Here is a 17429-nt window from a genome sequence, read left to right on the forward strand (position 1 = left end):
CAGGGGTAAGAGGTATTACCAATATTGCGGAGGAGACCATGGAATTTTTAGGATATATGAGACCCGACGGTTCGGCAGGCATCCGCAATCATTTGTGCGTCGTTCCCCTGGGTTCTTTTGCGGGTTACGTCTGCCGTCAATTGTTAGGAATGGTACAAGGAATTACACTGGTCAGCGGATTGCCCGACCAGTTCAGTCCTGAGGGAGCACGGTCTTATCTTCGAACTACATTAATTGGTGCTGTTACCAACCCTAACATTGGGGGGGTAATTGTCTTAGCGGGAAATTTGTCCGATAATTCTGTTGTTGATAGTCTGGCTCACTCTGTTTCCCTTACCGGAAGGCCAGTCCGGGTGTTCAGGCTTCAAGATTATGGGGGCATTGGACAGGCTTCGGCTACAGCCCTCCAGGCAGTGGTGGAAATGAAACGCGATATGTCCACTGCGCGGCGAGAGCTTGTCCCGGTAAACAAGCTGTGTGTGGCTTTTGATTTTTCCGGCAGTATGGCAGTAGAAGAGGGAAAGCTGCTGCCTGTTTTCGACAGGTGTTCTGACCGTTTTGTGGAAGAGGGGGGCCGTACACTCTATTTTGGAGAGATGGAAGAATCCCTTCTGAAATTGCTGGCCCGGCGGGCGACCGGGTCCGGGGTGACTGATATTTTAATGGCTGGCAGGGGTAGGGATAACGTTTTTGCCAGGGACGAGCTTAACAATGAGGACCAGTGGGGGTCTGCCCCCATTGAGGGTACTGTAGTTCTTCCGCAGGCGCTACCTGAGAAGCCGGGAGTTTATGTAGCTGTTTCTGAGGCGTTCGCTCCTGAGAAAGTTGTTTCGGCAGGGATCCATCTTATTGTTTCAACCCCAGGAGGACAACCACTGGTTGATTCCTTTGTGCCCGTTTTGCGGGTGGCTACCGATACCTGGAATCTGAGGGATATTATCGATCTGGATCTTTCGGGTTTCTTGCGCGGCAAACTGAGTTCCGAGAACGCAGCGATTCTTTTGGTGAGCGAAATTCTGGCCACCTGCTCGGGGAAATTGACCGCAGGGGAAGTTTTTCTGCAGGCGATGGGCGCTGGTTAAAGGGGGGCTATAATAAGGAGTTGTTCAGAAAGGGGGGGTAATCCGGGAGAAGCGATTGATTGGGACGGGTCGTTTTAGTGTCAAAAACAGTTTCAAGGAGGCGAAGGTTAAAATGAAAAAGAGGCCCGTAGTGGCAATCCTCACGGTTATTTTGGTGATAGGTTTACTGTCTGCTGGTATTAGCGGATGCGGCAAAAAAGGTGGGGGAGAAAGTCAGCCTGGACAGGGAAGCCAGAAGGCCTACAGCTTTGCCACGGCTGGAACAGGTGGAACATATTATCCCATGGGTGGGGCCATAGCAAGCATTGTTAAAGAACAGGGTATTGATATTAGCGTGGAAACCAGCGGCGGTTCGGCAGAAAATTTGCGCCTGATTCAGTCCGGGCAAACCGATATGGCCTGGGCTAATGCTTCGGAAATATACTGGGCATGGAACGGTCAGGAATTCTTCAAAGATCAGAAAATCCAGGACTTCAGATTGGTCGCCTTTGCCTGGGGTGCTGCATTTCACTGGGCGGCCTTGAAGGAAAGTGGAATCAAGACAGTGGCTGACTTCGCGGGAAAAACTGTTTCTATTGGTCCCCAGGGTTCCGGATCAGCCATATTCGGTGAGACTTTCCTTAAGCACATGGGGCTATGGGACAAGGTCAAGGTAATGTACTATCCCCCGGAAGACATGGCTGACGGATTAAAGAACCGTACCCTTGATGTGATGGGGTATTTTTCCCGTGTTCCCTGGTCTGCCATTACAGATGTTTCGGCCCTGACACCGGTTAACCTGATTGATGCTCCTTCCGAAGGAGAGCAAAAAGGATTTGGACAAAAATACCCCTTCTACCTGATTCAAGAAGTGAAAAGTGGTACCTACAAGGGTCAGGAAAAGGATATAAAGTTTTATAACAACCCTGTCTACCTGGTGGTTCATAAGAATGTACCTGAGGAAGTTGTTTACAAGATGCTCCAGGCCATTTATTCCGACAGCGGTCAGGCAAAATTACGGCAAACGCACAAGGCCGGGGAGGACATGACGCTCCAAAATGCCCTGGTAGGAATGGACAAACTGGCAGTACCTCTCCATCCGGGAGCTGAGAAATTCTTTAAGGAAAAGGGCATGACTATTCCACCTAATATATCCAGCTCTTCTTAAATTGGTTTCTTCAATAGGGGTAGGTAGTTTTTAAGCAGGAGCGGGTTTTATGCCCGCTTCCCCTTCCCTAAATAAAGTAAGGAGGTAGCGATGCGTGTTTCTGACTCAGACAAGCAGCCCTGCACCACCGGAAGGTAAGGATATAGAAAAAATGGTGGAAGAATATGAAGGGGCTTCAGCCAGGCGGACTCTTAGTGGCCCCGTTGGCTTGTTTGTTGCTATTGTGGCCGGCCTGTTTTCCCTGTTTTATCTCTACCAGTCGAAATTTGGCATTATTTCTCCTGAAGCTAACCGCGGAATTTACGTCGGTATAACCGTTTTCCTGTGCCTGCTGCTTTACCCGGCGAGCAAAAAATCCCCACGTAACCGCATAACTATCCTTGATGCCGTGCTGGCGTTGCTGGCCGTGGTCGTAACCGTTTATTTCGTAATAAACTACGGTCAGATGGCCAACCGCATTGGTTTTGTAACCACTCCCGATTTAATCATGGGGCTAATAGCCATTGTTTTGTGCATTGAGGCCACTCGCCGGGTAACCGGTAACGTCCTGGCAGTAATTGCTGTTATATTTGTTATTTATGCCCTGTTCGGACCCTATTTCCCCGGCATACTGTCCCATAAAGGCTTTACCCTGCACCGTGTAGCAGGTTTCCTCTTTTCCTCCCTGTACGGGATTTTTGGTGGCGTATCAGCCATTTTTGCCAACTTTGTATTTATGTTTATGCTTTTCGGGACATTCCTGGAGTTTTCCGGGGCAGGGAAGTTTTTTATTGACTTTCCATACAGCCTGCTCGGCAGGGCCAGGGGCGGTCCGGCCAAAGTGGCCATTGTGGCTTCCGGTTTGATGGGCTCCATCAACGGCAGTGCTGCGGCCAATGTAGTGACCACCGGCACCTTCACCATACCTTTGATGAAAAGGGTGGGCTACAAGCCCCATATGGCTGGTGCCATTGAAGCGGTGGCTTCCACCGGGGGCATGCTGATGCCCCCTATCATGGGAGCCGGTGCTTTTATAATGTCCGAATTCACCGGTATTTCCTACTGGCATATTGCGCTGGTGAGTTTTGTTCCGGCCTTCCTATATTACATGTACCTTTACCTGATGGTTGATTATCAGGCCAGAAACCTGGGATTATCGGGCTTGCCCAAAAGTGAACTGCCCGATCCCAGGCACGAACTGAAGCAGGGGTGGTACTACCTGCTTCCGGTGGCAGTGGTCATTTACTTGTTGGTGAAGGGTTATTCGCCGGCGGCGACTGCCTTCTGGGGTATTGTCGGTAGTGTGGCGCTAAGCTGGGTGCGCAAGGATACCCGCATGGGGCTGAAAGAAATCGGTAACGCCCTGGTGAAGGGTACGGTTCAATCCCTGACCGTGGGGGCAACGGTCGGTACCATCGGCATCATTGTGGGGGTTGTCTACCTCACCGGACTGGCCCTGAAGTTCTCCAGCCTGCTGCTGGCCCTTTCCGGCGGGATATTACCTTTGGCTATTTTGCTGGTCGGTGTTGCCGCTTACGTTCTGGGTATGGGTATTACCGCCACCACCTCCTACGTTATTTTGGCTGTCCTTGCGGCGCCGGCTTTGCAGGAACTGGGTGTTGAAGTGTTGCCAGCCCATTTAATCGTATACTGGATGAGCTTGATTGGCAATATCAACCCGCCCGTATGTCTGGCTGCTTTTGCCGGGGCTGCCATTGCCCAGGCGGATCCCATGAAAACAGGCTGGACGGCGGTACGCTTTGGCCAGCCGTTGTATATCATTCCCTTCTTGTTTGCCTATACACCTATCTTGTTTAATGGTCCCACTCCGGAAGTCATCCGGGCTATTGCCGGCGCCTTTTTAGGGATTTACATGGTGGCCGGGTTTACACAGGGCTATCAGTTGCGCAAGCTTAGCTTAGTAGAAAGGATACTTGCCGGCATATCGGCGGTAATGCTGTGTTGGCCAGATATTTATACAGATATAATCGGCTTTGTGCTGATGATCATGTTGATATTGTGGCAAGTGATTACCATGCGGCGTCAGGGGTCAGCTTCTGCCGATTCTGCTAAATAAAATACAATAGTTTTTGAGGTTAATAATGATTAATGCGCTGTAATTCGCCACAGATTTAATGAGGAGTGAGAAAATGTCAGCGCAGGTCCAGGTTATCTTTGCCACTGCCGTATTCCTGCTAACTTACGCTGTCATTGTTTCGGAAAAAATTCATCGGGCAGTGGCTGCCCTGGTGGGGGCCGCACTTTTGGCCCTCACCGGGATCATGAACCTCGAAGAGGCTGTGCACGCCATTGACTTCAATACCATCGGCCTTTTGGTCGGCATGATGATTATCGTGGGCATTACCCGCCGCACGGGGGTTTTCGAATACCTGGCCGTCAAGGCAGCCCGCCGGGCAAAGGGAGAACCTCTGCGCATCTTGGCTGCCCTTTCCCTGGTTACGGCGGTGCTTTCGGCTTTCCTGGATAACGTGACCACGGTGCTTTTAATTGTGCCGGTTACCTTTGCCATTGCCGGCCAGCTGCAGATCAGCCCCATACCCTTCCTGATTGCCGAAATCATTGCTTCCAACATCGGCGGCACGGCCACTTTAATTGGCGATCCGCCCAACATCATGATCGGCAGCCAGACCCATCTGGGGTTCATGGATTTCGTCATCAACCTGACGCCGGTAGTGGTGGTAATCTATATCCTGACCATATTCTGCCTGCGCATTATCTACCGCCGCCAGCTGGTGTCCCGGCCTGAACTGCAAGAAAAAATCATGCGGATGAATGAAAAGGATGAAATCAAGGACCCGGTGCTGCTGAAAAAATGTCTGGTGGTGCTGTGTCTTACCATTGCCGGTTTTGTGCTGCACCAGTTCCTGCACCTGGAGTCGTCGGTTATTGCCCTGTCCGGTGCCAGCCTGCTTTTGCTCCTGACCCGGGAGGACCCTGAGCACGTCCTTCACGCGGTGGAATGGCCGGTAATCTTCTTCTTCGTGGGACTGTTCATCGTAGTGGGGGCTCTGGAGAAAGTAGGCGTCATCGAGGCTGTGGCCCGCTTTTCCCTGGAAATCACCCGGGGACAGCTGATGCCGGCGGCCATGCTCATCCTGTGGGTTTCCGCCCTGGCCTCGGCCTTTGTGGATAACATTCCTTTCGTAGCCACCATGATCCCGCTGATCCATGACATGGGGCGCCTGGGCCAGATGGGTAATCTGGATCTTTTGTGGTGGGCCCTGTCCCTGGGGGCTTGTCTGGGTGGAAACGGTACCGCAATTGGTGCCTCCGCAAACGTGGTGGTTATCGGCATGGCCGAAAAGAGGGGAGTTCTCATCACCTTCATAAGCTACCTGAAGGTGGCCTTCCCCCTGATGCTCATGTCCATAATTGTGTCCACAGTTTATCTATTGTTCTGGTATCACTATCACGGTTTGATATCCCTGGTGGGCACCCTGGTGGTCGGAGTGGTGCTGGGGGTTTTGAGTATTCCCCTGAACAAATTTCTCTTCTCCGAAAACAAGCTGTCCCAGGGTGGGTTGGTTAAGCATAAGCAAATTTAGAGCCCGTTGGCATGGAGATATAGTATCTTCTTGAGCATCCAGATACAGTGCAAAAACAGCGGATGAATCCCATTCCTGGTAAGACCTTACATATCATATCATTGTTCCCTCAGGGAAGAGGGAATATCAGCGATAAATTTTCAGTAGCTCGACCGCCCCAGAGGGCTCCGAGAAAATGATCTAAAGGGAGGTGGGAGCCCGAGGTAATATGGACAAGCTTAAAAATTCATTATTCATTAAATTTTGGGAGGTGGGCTAATTTATGACAACCGCATCTGTTAACGGGGAACTTTATTCCATCGTTGAGGACACGGCGAAAAGTCTCTATATTAAAGCCCTTAAAGACTTGCCCCCCGATGTGCGGCAGGCCCTTCAAAAGGCTTATGAGACAGAAACGGAAGATACTCCCAAGAAAGTCTTATCCACCATGTTAGAAGCCATTGCCATATCCGATGACAAGCAGCGTCTGCTCTGCCAGGATACAGGTATCCCCCTTTACTTTGTAAAGGTGGGCAGCCGTCTTAATATTGACATCCCGCGCCTGCAGGAGGCCATCGTTCGCGGTACCGAAAGGGCTACCGTAGAGCACCCACTGCGCTCCAGCGTCTGTCATCCAATTAAGAGAACCAACCACCAGACCAGTACTGGTTATCGCATTCCCTTAATCAATCTGGATTTCGTTAAAGATGACGATACCCTGGAGATCTTAATGGTGCCCAAGGGTTCCGGTTCCGAGAACATGAGTTTTCTCAAGATGCTGATCCCTGCCGAGGGCATCCGGGGAGTCAAGAAATTTATTATCGATAGTGTGCTGGAAGCAGGAGCCAACCCCTGTCCGCCGTTTGTGATAGGCGTGGGACTGGGAGGTACGGCCGACCTCTGCGTCAAGCTGGCCAAGCTGGCTGCCGTAACCCGTCCCTTAGGTTCACGGAATGACGACCCCGACATTGCGGCCCTGGAAGAAGAATTACTCGAAGCAGTTAATCAGTTAGGTATTGGGCCTATGGGTTTGGGAGGAAAAACCACGGCCCTGGCCTTAAACATTGAATACGCCTATACCCATATAACCCAGAATCCGGTGGCTGTCAATATCCAGTGCTGGCCGGCGAGAAGAGCCAGGGCGAAAATTGATGCCTATGGCCGGGTGGAATTCGGGTATTAAGAAGGAGGGATAACCATGGCCGAGTACAGACTGACCACGCCCTTGTCGGAAGAAGATGTCCGGAAGCTGAAGGTCGGCGATACAGTCTTTTTAGAAGGCACTATCTTCGGTATAAGGGACGCCAACCTCATACGCATGTTTGAGCACAATGTTCCGCCTCCGGTCGATCTTACCGGTGCTGCCTGTATTCATACCGCACCCAACGTGCGCAAGGTAAACGGCGGGTACGAAAAGGTTTGCATTGGGACTACCACCAGCTCCCGCATGGACCGGTTTACTCCCGGTCTAATGGGCCAGTATGGGGTGAGGGCAATCATCGGTAAGGCGGGAATGATGGAAGCCAGCATGGAGGCCATGAAAAAATACGGTGGTTGTTACCTGGCTATTGTAGGTGGCGCTGCTTCCTGGGAGACGGAAAAGATCCAGGCTATTGAAGGAGTTTGGTGGGAAGATTTAATGCCTGAGGCCATCTGGAAGTTCCGGGTTAGGGATTTCGGCCCTCTTATCGTAGCAATGGACTCGGAGGGTAACAATATGTACTACCAGGTAAAGGCCCGGGCACGGGACAAGCTTGCGGATATTTATAAGAGGCTTGGCGTTTGACCAACTTTGGCGCAGGGTGGGCGCCCCGGAGAAAGGGTGCCCACCTGCAATAAATGCCGTTACATTAGGTTTCCAAATAACAAGCAGGAGCGTGTGGAAGAATGTATACCTTTAAAAACAGAAGCCAGGTGTGGGATACCGTAGGCATGTGGGCCTGGTTGTTCCACCGGATTACCGGGCTGGCACTGGTTTTTTACATTATCTTGCACATAGTGCTGATGGGTACTTCCCTGCTGCGGGGACCGGAGACCTTTAATAGTGTGCTCGGTTTCCTGATGGGCAGTACATTGTTTTTAATACTGGATCTGCTGCTGGCTGCCGCAGTTCTTTATCATGGTTTAAATGGGATAAGAATTTTATTGTTTGACATTGGCATAGGATTTAACCGCCAGAAAGAGATTTTTTGGGTCCTGATGGCTGCAGGGCTGGTTATTTATCTATTCCTGTTATGGCGGGTATTGCCGGAAATCTTTTAGCCGTTAGGGAGCGTGATGAAATGTTGAGCGGATGGACATGGCTCTTTCAGCGCATAACCGCTTTCTTTTTAATTCTGGTGCTGGGGGTGCACTTCTGGATCTTGCATTATCAGAATCCCGGTGAAATCCTGGTCTATGCCGATGCAGCCCGGCGACTGCAGACGGCGTTGTTCTTAACGGTGGATTCCCTTCTTTTGGCCTTCGGATTATTTCATGCGCTAAATGGGTTGCACAACGTTCTGGAAGATTTTAACGTAAGATCCCGTTCGATAACCTTCGTGTTGCTGCTGGTGGGGGTAGGCCTGTTTATTATGGGCATATATTCCCTCTGGCAGTTCGTCTAATAGGGACGAAAGGGGATGCTGGAAATTGACTCTTAATGTTAAGGTGTTCCGATTCAATCCTGAGACAGATAAGGTGCCCAGGTTTGATACCTTTAAGATAGAAGAGTTTCCCAACATGGCCGTACTGGACGTGGTGATGAACATACAGAATTACCACGATCCCACTCTGGCCTACAGGTGTTCCTGCCGTATAGGTATGTGCGGTTCCTGCGCCATGTATATCAACGGCCGGCCCCGTTTGGCCTGCCGGACCCAGGTCAGTTCCCTGGGGACAAAGGATATCACCATTATGCCCCTTCCTAATTTACCCATTATCAGGGATTTGGCCGTAGATATGGAACCTTTCTTTGAAAAATATAAGAAAATAAAGCCCTACCTGATTCCCAAACAAGATCTAAAAGAGCCGGTAATTTGCAAGCCCGATTCCGGAGAAAGGGAATTAATCGATTACATGCTGGAATGTATTACCTGTGGGGCGTGCTATGGAGCTTGTACCATGGTGGCCACCGATCCCCATTACCTGGGACCTGCTGCCCTGACCAGAGCTTATTGCCTCATTGCCGATAAGCGCGACGCTGCAACTCGTGAGCGGCTGGTCATTGTGGAACAATCCGAAGGCGTCTGGCGGTGTCACACCCAGTTTAACTGTGCGGAAGTGTGTCCCAAGAAAATTGTCCCCACCCAGGCCATCCAGCAACTGAAGAAACGGTGTGTATTCAAGCGATTGGGGCTTTTCAGAGGATAAAGATCGGTGGTTTCAACAAAGGGGGTATGTATTTCTTATGGAAGAAATTAAAGCCGATATATTAATCCTGGGTAGTGGGGGTGCCGGATTGTTTGCCGCCCTCCATGCTTACGACAGCAACCCGCGGCTTAAGATTGTGCTGGCCACGAAGGGGCTGATCGGTAAATGCGGGTGCAGCCGCATGGTGCAGGGTGGCTACAACGTGGTACTGGACCCTAAAGATTCTGTGGAACTGCATTTTAAGGACACCATTAAGGGCGGTGCGTTTATCAACAACCAGGAACTGGCCTGGACTTTAGTAAATGACGCCCCAAAACGTATTCATGAAATGGAAACCAAAATTGGCTGCTTTTTCGACCGGCGGGAAGACGGGCGTATTCACCAAAAGCCCTTTGCCGGGCAATCCTTCGACCGGACGGTACACCGGGGCGACCTGACCGGCATAGAAATTATTGCTCGGGCGACGGATCAGGTTTTTGCGCGCGATATTACCGTACTCGAAGAAACACGAGGTCTTGAACTGTTAACCAACAGCAATGGGGACCGGGTGGTTGGGGCCCTGCTGATGAATATTCGCACGGGCCAGTTCATCGTGGTCAACGCTAAAGCGGTAATTGTGGCCACCGGCGGCAGTGCCTCCATGTATAAAATTTCTGCCCCCTCTTTTGACAAAACCGGTGACGGAATGGCCATGTGCTGGCGTGCCGGGGCGGAATTTGTGGATATGGAAATGTTACAGTTCCACCCCACCGGGCTGCTGGCAGGTAAGTCCAGGTTGAGCGGCAGCGTGCTGGAGGAAGGCCTGCGGGGGGCTGGCGGCCGTCTCTACAATGCCATCGGAGAGCGGTTCATGGAGCGCTATGACCCGGAGAGACTGGAGCGTTCCACCCGTGACCGGGTAGCCCGGGCCGGTTATATGGAAATAATGGCCGGGCGGGGAACTCCGGCCGGTGGTGTTCTGCTGGACATGTCCCACCTGGGCGCCGAGTTTGTGGAAAGCAAGTTTCCCGGCATGTGCGAGCGGGTAAGGGACATTGGCAAGGACCTGGCCAGGGAACCGGTAGAAGTTAGCCCTACGGCCCACTTCCAGATGGGTGGAGTTAGGATTGATGTCAATTGTTACAGTTCCTTGAAAGGGTTATTTGTGGCCGGGGAAGATGCCGGCGGGGTGCATGGAGCAAACCGCCTGGGCGGTAATGGCATTGCCGACTCGACGGTTTTCGGTGCTCGGGCGGGAGATGCGGCTGCCGAATTTGCCCAAAGCCAGAATTGGGTTCCCGTTGATCAGGTCCAGGTAAAGATGTTCACCAATAATGTGCTCAAATTTTTTGGACACGCGGACGGTCCCGATGTGTATCAATTGCGGGATGAGCTCAAAAACTTAATGTGGGAGAAAGTAGGCGTAGTGCGCACCGGGCAGAAGCTGGAGCAGGCACTGAAAAGATTGGCCGAAATGTCAGAAGAGGTGGAAAGGGCCAAGCTTCCCACCGGTTCTTTGCGGGGCTACAACCTGGCTTTAAACGAAATACTCAATTTGCGAAACCAGCTGGTGGTAGCCCAGTTGGTGGCGGCAAGCGCCCTATATAGAAAAGAAAGCCGCGGTTCCCATTACCGTGAAGATTTTCCCGAAACCGATAACCAGAACTGGTTATGCAACATCTTTATGCGCAAAAAAGGAGATGGATATTTCATAGAAACACGCCCGGTAAAGCTCACCCGTCTCCGTCCGGAAGATGTGGTAGCGAAGTAGGTTAAAGCATTCCGCTTATTTACCTGTGGACAGGTGGGGGGTGCATTCTGGATAAATGCACCCCCTTTAAATGCTTAATCTAATCCCATCAATTTAGTATTGAGTGGGTTGTTAATACTTTATACAACTCACATTATACAACTCGTTGACCGCCACGGGCAATTGACTGATGTCGCTAAACAAGGCCCAGCCAGTGCCAGTAGGTTTTTGCGAAAACAAGGGTGATCAGCATCAGGACTACGATCAATGGTGCGCCGGTGAGCAGCATTTCCCTGGCAGAAAAGGTCTCGGTGGAGTAAGCGATCATAGACATGGGAGTATTCACTGGCAGCAAGACGGAATATTGGATCGCATAATAGAACATAAGGGTGCAGCCCCACACCGTTACACCGTGGGACCGGGCAAAGCTTTCGGCAAATCCTATGGCCACCGGGACCAGGGCGGCCACCGCTGCCGCCCTGGCCGAAAAGACAAGCGACATCAGTGAAAAAAAGACCACCGATACGGCTACAATGGGGAGCAGGCTTAGTTTTTGCAGGTTGAGCAGGCTAATGGTGTTCTGGGCCATCCAGGAGGCAGCGCCGCTTTTTAACAGCCACTGTCCCAGGGAGATGGCGGCGCCGAAAAGAAACAGGATACCCCAGTTGATGTTCTTGACCAGCCGGTCCCAGGTGGTAATGTTGTTAAAGGGCAGGAACAGGGTCATCACTGCCAAAACCGAAACCGTACTGCTGTCTATGTTGTGTAGCTTGTGTTCGCTGGCCCAGAGCGCAGTGGTGGCCAGCATAATGGCCGCCAGTTTCAGTTCCCGGGCCGACACGGGGCCCATGGCCGCCAGTTTTTGCCTGATTAGTGCGATTTCGCCGGGCAGTTTTTTGGTGGGGAACCTTGAACAAATCAGGATATACAATACCAGGCCGGCGACGATGGAAAAGGGCATTCCGTAAATGGTCCAGGACAACCACTTGACCGGGTATCCAGCTTCCGCCAGGTAGTTCGCAGTTTGTATGGTGGGCGCCCCCGATGTCTGTATGCCCAGGCCGGCAATGCCCGTGCCGAATGCCACGATGAGCATGACCGCCTTGGCGAAGTTGTCGCTTTTGTCTATCCTGTATATCTCCATGATGCTTAGCCCGACGGTGCACATTAAAGCCGCGTTGGCCGCCTGGGCCGGAATAAAGATGCTTGTCAGGTAGGACATCAGCAGCATTCCCAGCAGGATGTTTTTCGGCTTGGGGCCGGCGGCCAGCAGAATCCAGTAGGCGATGCGCTCGCCCAGGCCGCTCTCCTTAACCGCCGAAGCCAGGATGAGAGCCGCGGTTACCAATATCCAGGCCTCCGAACCAAACCCGCTCAAAGACATGGCCAGTGCTTCCCTGGTACCGATGGGTTTTCCGTTGCCTGCCGGGTCGGGACAGTCCGCCAGGGCCAGGGTGAATATCCCTATCAGGTAAAAGGCGCTGGTGGAGTAATCCACCGATTCGGTTACCCAGATAATTAGCATGCTTGCCAGCACGGCGGTCAGCCTAGCCCCCAGCGGGCTTATGGTGTCCGGAAACTGCACGTTGATAAGAATAAGGAACGCCAGCGACGATACGTAAATTCCAACGTATCTCCTGTCGAAAAGCCTTATTAACGGACCAGGCAATTTTAAAGTTAAATAGACCATGATCATCCTCCTTTAGTTAATATTAACATATACAGTATATAGTGGCAATAATTGAACAGGAAGCCGGTTATCTTTTGCTGAACAACGCTCAGTATGCCAGCCACGTAGCATGTTTCCCGGAGTCGCCCCGACGGGACTTTTACTTAACCACGTGCGGGGTGGCCGTCAAGGCCGCCTGGATAATTAAGAAAAGATTATCGCCCAACATGGCAGAAAAGTGCTATGGTAAATATTGTTATTTCGGGTTGCCGTTTGCTTATAAATCGGGGGGGTTTAAAAAATCCTACAGTATCTTGATTTTATCCCCGAATGACCTGGCTCTTGACAATTCTCAACGCCTGTGGTTAGAATTATCTCATGATTGTAGACACTTTCGGTTGCTTTTTGCGGTTATTTTTCCGTGGGCGCCATGGTAGGATGTGGTTTTTGCTCTGAATAGTCATGGTTGAAATGGTTAAGGAGTGAAACTATGTCTAATGAAGATAAAATTCGTTACTTATCTGAAGAAATTAAACGATTGAAAAAAGAACGACGGGCTGTAATTTTAAGCCACGTCTATCAGCGCCCGGAGGTACAGGAAATTGCCGATTTTGTGGGGGATTCCCTGGGACTGTCCCAGCAGGCCGCCAAAACCGACGCGGAAGTCATTGTTTTTTGCGGCGTCCACTTCATGGCCGAAAGTGCGGCCATTTTGTCGCCCGACAAAATTGTGCTCCTGCCCGAGATCAAAGCCGGCTGTCCCATGGCCGATATGGTGACCGTGGAAGCCCTGAGGGAGAGGAAAAAAGAAATCCCCGGGGCCACAGTGGTCTGTTACGTGAATACCTCGGCTGCCGTTAAGGCCGAAAGCGATGTGTGCTGCACAAGTGCCAATGCGGTGAAGATCGTTTCCTCACTGCCGGAGGACCGGCCGGTACTTTTCATCCCCGACGAGAACCTGGGGCAATACGTGGCCAGGCAGACGGGGCGGAAAATTCACCTCTGGGAAGGTTATTGTAACACCCACGACAAGCTGTTTGCTGAAGATGTGCTGGCCGCCAGGGAAGCCCACCCCAACGCCCTGGTACTGGTTCACCCGGAATGCCGCCCGGAAGTGATTGACCTGGCTGATGCCGTGGCCAGCACCACGGGTATGATCCGCTTTGCCCGGGAAAGTGACGCCAGGGAATTTATTGTTTGTACGGAAGCTGGTATTTTACACCAGTTCCGCAAACAATGCCCGGACAAGGAGTTTTACCTGGCTTCCGATAAGTTAATTTGTCCAAACATGAAGGCCACCACCCTGGAGAAGGTGCACCGGGCACTGGTTACCCTGGAGCCGCGGGTGACGGTACCGCCGGAGATCCGGGAAAGAGCACTGCGTTCCCTGGAACGGATGCTGGCGGTGACCTGATTCCACAGGAGGGATCTACAATTGACCGGCAGATATCTGGTCAACTTCGATACCCGGCAGCTGCCCCAGGAAAATTGGGACTATGTAATCCTGGGCAGTGGCATAGCCGGGTTGTATACTGCGTACGCAGCCAGCCGTCTTAACCGGCGGGTGGTGGTGCTGACCAAGTACACCATGGAGGATAGCAACACCGATAAGGCCCAGGGAGGTATTGCCGCCGCCCTGGGTCATTCCGATTCTCCGGCCCTGCATCTAAAGGATACCCTGGCCGCCGGGGCGGGGCTTTGTGATCCCGAGGCGGTGAGTGTGCTGGTCAATGAGGGCCCCGACAGGGTGCGGGAATTGATTGACATGGGGGCACAGTTCGACCGGGAAAACGGTCAACTGGCCCTTACCCGGGAAGGGGCCCACAGCCGGAGGCGCATTCTCCATGCCGCCGGGGATGCCACCGGGGCGGAAATCCAGCGGGTGCTTTCCGGGCAGGCACGCCTGGCTCCAAACATTGATGTGCGGGAAAACCATTTTGCGGTGGACCTTCTGGTACAGGATAACATCTGTTACGGCGTGCTCGCCCTGGACGGTTCCTCGGGGGAGCTCAAGGTCTTCTGGGGCAGGGCGGTAGTGCTGGCCACCGGCGGGCTGGGCCAGCTTTTTGAACACAGTACCAATCCCGCGGTGGCCACGGGGGACGGTATTGCCATGGCCTGGCGGGCCGGCGCGGAAGTTATGGATATGGAGTTCATTCAATTCCACCCCACCGTCTTGAGCCTTCCCGGAGCACCTCCCTTTCTCATTTCCGAAGCCGTGCGGGGCGAGGGAGCTTACCTGCGGAATCGTTACGGGGAACGGTTTATGCCCCGTTATCACGAACTGGCGGAGCTGGCCCCCCGGGACGTGGTGGTGCGGGCCATGCTCAAGGAGATGGGCAGTACCGCATCAGACAGGGTTTTCCTCGATCTTTCCCACCTGGACCCGGCCATGGTCCAGCAGCGCTTCCCCACCATCAGCCGCACCTGCGCCTCTTACGGGCTGGACGTCACCAAAGACCCCATTCCCGTGGCTCCGGCGGCCCACTACATGATGGGGGGAGTAAAAACCAACCTTTATGGGGAAACCAGTATTGAAGGGCTTTACGCCTGCGGCGAGGTAGCCTGCCAGGGAGTACACGGCGCCAACCGCCTGGCCAGCAATTCCCTGCTGGACGGTCTGGTTTTCGGAGGCCGTATTGTGGAGCGGGTAAACAGCCTGCCCCCGCGACGCCATGGGCATCCGGAATTCTGCTACCGGGAGCTGGCTGATGCCCCTGAAGTGGATGCAGCTCGTTTGCGTCAGGAAATACAAAGTGTGATGGGGAAATATGTGGGGCCCGTCCGTACGGCGGAAGGGCTGGAAAAGGCCCTGGCTTTCTTTGAGGATTGGTCTTATCTGGCCGGATACCAGGCCCGGAGCATAGAGGAAATGGAAGTGTGGAATATGCTCGCGGTCGGGCAGCTGGTTGCCCAGGCAGCGCTGATCCGTACGGAAAGCCGGGGAGGCCATTATCGTTTGGATTACCCCCAACCCCGGGACTTGTGGCTGAAGCATGTTATCCTGCGCCGCTAAGAGGTTTGGTTCATGCTTTGACCAGGCAATTGAGTTGCAGTCCCTTATTACATCCTTAAATTATAGGGGGATGAGACATGCAGAACATCGTTCTAGAAGATCTGATCGACCGGGTGCTCAAGGAGGATATAGGCACCGGCGATGTGACCACCAGCAGCATCGTACCACCGGATTACACCACCATCGGGTTTATTCATGCCAAAGAACCGGGAGTGGTGGCCGGCCTGCCCGTGGCCGGGGCCGTTTTCCGCCGGCTTTCACCGGACATCTCCTTTCAAATTCGGGTGCGGGAGGGGGAAAGGGTCCAGGCAGGACAGCTCCTGGCCCGGGTGGAGGGGGAGGCCCGGGCCATTTTGAGCGGTGAGCGGGTGGCCCTGAACCTTCTGCAGCGCATGTCGGGCATTGCCACCTATACCGCCCGGCTGGTGGAGCTCATCCGGGATTTCAAGGCCAAGATAGTGGACACGCGTAAGACTACCCCCGGTCTGCGTATCCTGGAAAAATACGCCGTGCGGGTGGGGGGAGCCCTGAACCACCGCTTTGGCCTGTATGACGCCGTTTTGATCAAGGATAACCACATCAAGGTGGCCGGGAGTATCACCCGGGCGGTGGAGCTGGCCAGGGCCAACATACCCCATACCATGAAGGTGGAGGTTGAGGTTGAAGATTTGACCGGGGTAGAAGAGGCCCTTGCCGCCGGGGCCGACATCATCATGCTGGATAACATGGATATTCCCACCATGACCCGGGCGGTGGAGCTCGCAGCCGGCCGGGCTTACCTGGAGGCATCGGGAAGGATTAACGAGCAGAACATTGTGGAGGTTGCCCGCACGGGAGTGGATTTCATTTCCCTGGGTGCGCTTACCCATTCCGCCCGCTCGCTGGACATCAGCCTGGATGTAGGAGAAATGAAGCCCCTGTAGAATAACTGCAAAAATGAAAAGGGCGGCGCCCGCCCGTTGCACCGGGCAGACAGGGGACGACCGCCGCCCGGATAGTTTGGTGACCCTTTCAGAAAACGGTAAAAGGCGGGGAGGTGGGGGCTGTGTACGATGCCTTAAAACCAATAAAGCCCAGGAAAATTTACGAGGAAATAATTGATCAGGTGAAGCAATTAATTGCCGAAGGGGTATTAAATCCCGGGGATAAGCTGATCTCGGAGAAGGAGCTGGCCGAAAAACTCCAGGTGGGCCGTTCGGCGGTACGGGAAGCCTTCCGTGCCCTGGAAGCCATGGGAATACTGGAAATACGGCCGGGTGAGGGCACCTTTGTGCGGCGGGTGGAACCCCAGGCTCTGATCAACGTTCTCTCGCTGGTATTAATAATGGACCGGGACACCACGGAAGAACTGATGGAATTGCGCAAGATACTGGAGGTAGAGTCGGCGGGCCTGGCCGCTTTGAGGCATACCCCGGAGGAACTGGCCCTTATGGAGGAGGCCCTGGCCCAGATGGAGGCCGATATTAAAGCCGGGGACCTGGGGGAAAAGGCCGACTGGAAATTCCACTATGCCATAGCGGAAGCCACCCACAATTCCCTGCTGGTAGAACTGATGAACACCATTGCCGGCACCATGCAGAGAGTGCTGCGTACGGCCCGCATGCAGCTTTATATGACGCCCGGTACGCCCCAGCGCTTGTTAAACGAGCATAAAGCCATTTTCCTGGCCATTAAAGAAGGCCGGGATCAGGACGCCCGCCGGGCCATGTTCGACCACCTGGACAAGGTGGAAAAAGGCCTGCGCATTTAAGTACGGTGCCAGGCACTTAACTTATTAACTTATCGAGCTCCCCGGCCCCGCCTCATGTCCTGTGGAAACTGGCCGGCGGGTTAAGGAACCTGAGCCGGGACGAATTCAGGCAGTTTGCCGCCTGGCTGGGTGCCCGGCGATTTTTTACGGCACCACCATAG

At 53.2% G+C, this 17429-nt stretch carries 15 protein-coding genes; 14 read left to right on the plus strand and 1 reads right to left on the minus strand.

The annotated features are described in order from the left end of the window. The first annotated feature begins 56 nt into the window (after positions 1–56). The 10 genes from J2Z49_RS06305 (at position 57) to J2Z49_RS06350 (ending at position 10854) form a co-directional block, all read left to right on the plus strand. The gene (locus J2Z49_RS06305; RefSeq protein ID WP_407650057.1) at positions 57–1082 is read left to right on the plus strand and encodes a UxaA family hydrolase; all 1026 of its coding nucleotides are present in this window, start codon (positions 57–59) and stop codon (positions 1080–1082) included. A gap of 112 nt (positions 1083–1194) precedes the next feature. Continuing rightward, the gene (locus tag J2Z49_RS06310) at positions 1195–2229 is read left to right on the plus strand and encodes a TAXI family TRAP transporter solute-binding subunit (RefSeq protein WP_307400958.1); all 1035 of its coding nucleotides are present in this window, start codon (positions 1195–1197) and stop codon (positions 2227–2229) included. Positions 2230–2323: 94 nt separating this feature from the next. After that, positions 2324–4285 carry a TRAP transporter permease gene (locus J2Z49_RS06315; RefSeq protein ID WP_307400961.1) on the plus strand — a complete coding sequence of 654 codons (1962 nt, stop codon included), beginning with the start codon at positions 2324–2326 and terminating at the stop codon, positions 4283–4285. Between the two features lie 73 nt (positions 4286–4358). Continuing rightward, positions 4359–5774, plus strand: coding sequence for an ArsB/NhaD family transporter (locus J2Z49_RS06320; RefSeq protein ID WP_307400964.1), 1416 nt, complete (start codon positions 4359–4361; stop codon positions 5772–5774). A 262-nt stretch (positions 5775–6036) separates the two neighbouring features. Further along, positions 6037–6936: a fumarate hydratase gene (locus J2Z49_RS06325; protein WP_013824246.1), complete on the plus strand. Its 900-nt coding sequence runs from the start codon at positions 6037–6039 to the stop codon at positions 6934–6936. Positions 6937–6951: 15 nt separating this feature from the next. Beyond that, positions 6952–7539, plus strand: a complete 588-nt coding sequence (locus J2Z49_RS06330) for a FumA C-terminus/TtdB family hydratase beta subunit (protein WP_166349322.1) — start codon at positions 6952–6954, stop codon at positions 7537–7539. Between the two features lie 101 nt (positions 7540–7640). Continuing rightward, a complete protein-coding gene (sdhC, locus tag J2Z49_RS06335) occupies positions 7641–8015 on the plus strand; it encodes a succinate dehydrogenase, cytochrome b556 subunit (protein ID WP_013824244.1) in 375 nt (124 codons plus the stop codon). Further along, positions 7988–8359 carry a hypothetical protein gene (locus J2Z49_RS06340; protein ID WP_307400971.1) on the plus strand — a complete coding sequence of 124 codons (372 nt, stop codon included), beginning with the start codon at positions 7988–7990 and terminating at the stop codon, positions 8357–8359. The genes sdhC and J2Z49_RS06340 overlap by 28 nt, the downstream gene beginning before the upstream one ends. A 25-nt stretch (positions 8360–8384) precedes the next feature. Then, the gene (locus tag J2Z49_RS06345) at positions 8385–9104 is read left to right on the plus strand and encodes a succinate dehydrogenase/fumarate reductase iron-sulfur subunit (RefSeq protein ID WP_307400975.1); all 720 of its coding nucleotides are present in this window, start codon (positions 8385–8387) and stop codon (positions 9102–9104) included. 37 nt (positions 9105–9141) lie between these two features. After that, a complete protein-coding gene (locus J2Z49_RS06350; RefSeq protein ID WP_307400978.1) occupies positions 9142–10854 on the plus strand; it encodes an FAD-binding protein in 1713 nt (570 codons plus the stop codon). A gap of 175 nt (positions 10855–11029) precedes the next feature. Here the strand turns inward: J2Z49_RS06350 and J2Z49_RS06355 are convergent, their stop codons facing one another. Further along, positions 11030–12523 (minus strand): SLC13 family permease, encoded by a 1494-nt coding sequence (locus tag J2Z49_RS06355; protein WP_307400980.1) that lies wholly within the window; start codon positions 12521–12523, stop codon positions 11030–11032. 469 nt (positions 12524–12992) lie between these two features. Here J2Z49_RS06355 and nadA point away from each other — a divergent pair, with 469 nt between their 5' ends. The 4 genes from nadA to J2Z49_RS06375 all read left to right on the plus strand — a co-directional run bounded on the left by nadA (position 12993) and on the right by J2Z49_RS06375 (position 17268). Then, the gene (nadA, locus tag J2Z49_RS06360; RefSeq protein WP_307400983.1) at positions 12993–13916 is read left to right on the plus strand and encodes a quinolinate synthase NadA; all 924 of its coding nucleotides are present in this window, start codon (positions 12993–12995) and stop codon (positions 13914–13916) included. A gap of 21 nt (positions 13917–13937) precedes the next feature. Beyond that, on the plus strand, positions 13938–15518 hold the full coding sequence (gene nadB, locus J2Z49_RS06365) for an L-aspartate oxidase (protein ID WP_307400985.1): 1581 nt from the start codon (positions 13938–13940) through the stop codon (positions 15516–15518). 77 nt (positions 15519–15595) lie between these two features. Beyond that, positions 15596–16441, plus strand: a complete 846-nt coding sequence (gene nadC, locus J2Z49_RS06370) for a carboxylating nicotinate-nucleotide diphosphorylase (protein ID WP_307400988.1) — start codon at positions 15596–15598, stop codon at positions 16439–16441. Between the two features lie 122 nt (positions 16442–16563). After that, on the plus strand, positions 16564–17268 hold the full coding sequence (locus J2Z49_RS06375) for a FadR/GntR family transcriptional regulator (RefSeq protein ID WP_307400990.1): 705 nt from the start codon (positions 16564–16566) through the stop codon (positions 17266–17268). The last annotated feature ends 161 nt before the right edge of the window (positions 17269–17429 follow it).

This window comes from Desulfofundulus luciae (assembly GCF_030813795.1).
GTDB lineage: Bacteria > Bacillota > Desulfotomaculia > Desulfotomaculales > Desulfovirgulaceae > Desulfofundulus > Desulfofundulus luciae.

What these genes read in the sequence shown, in the direction of transcription:
- J2Z49_RS06310 (WP_307400958.1), top strand. Translation starts at nt 1,195, where the DNA reads ATGAAAAAGAGGCCCGTAGTGGCAATCCTCACGGTTATTTTGGTGATA.
- J2Z49_RS06305 (WP_407650057.1), top strand. Translation starts at nt 57, where the DNA reads ATGAGACCCGACGGTTCGGCAGGCATCCGCAATCATTTGTGCGTCGTT.
- J2Z49_RS06325 (WP_013824246.1), top strand. Translation starts at nt 6,037, where the DNA reads ATGACAACCGCATCTGTTAACGGGGAACTTTATTCCATCGTTGAGGAC.
- J2Z49_RS06320 (WP_307400964.1), top strand. Translation starts at nt 4,359, where the DNA reads ATGTCAGCGCAGGTCCAGGTTATCTTTGCCACTGCCGTATTCCTGCTA.
- sdhC (WP_013824244.1), top strand. Translation starts at nt 7,641, where the DNA reads ATGTATACCTTTAAAAACAGAAGCCAGGTGTGGGATACCGTAGGCATG.
- J2Z49_RS06350 (WP_307400978.1), top strand. Translation starts at nt 9,142, where the DNA reads ATGGAAGAAATTAAAGCCGATATATTAATCCTGGGTAGTGGGGGTGCC.
- J2Z49_RS06340 (WP_307400971.1), top strand. Translation starts at nt 7,988, where the DNA reads ATGGCGGGTATTGCCGGAAATCTTTTAGCCGTTAGGGAGCGTGATGAA.
- J2Z49_RS06355 (WP_307400980.1), bottom strand. Translation starts at nt 12,523, where the DNA reads ATGGTCTATTTAACTTTAAAATTGCCTGGTCCGTTAATAAGGCTTTTC.
- nadC (WP_307400988.1), top strand. Translation starts at nt 15,596, where the DNA reads ATGCAGAACATCGTTCTAGAAGATCTGATCGACCGGGTGCTCAAGGAG.
- J2Z49_RS06330 (WP_166349322.1), top strand. Translation starts at nt 6,952, where the DNA reads ATGGCCGAGTACAGACTGACCACGCCCTTGTCGGAAGAAGATGTCCGG.
- nadA (WP_307400983.1), top strand. Translation starts at nt 12,993, where the DNA reads ATGTCTAATGAAGATAAAATTCGTTACTTATCTGAAGAAATTAAACGA.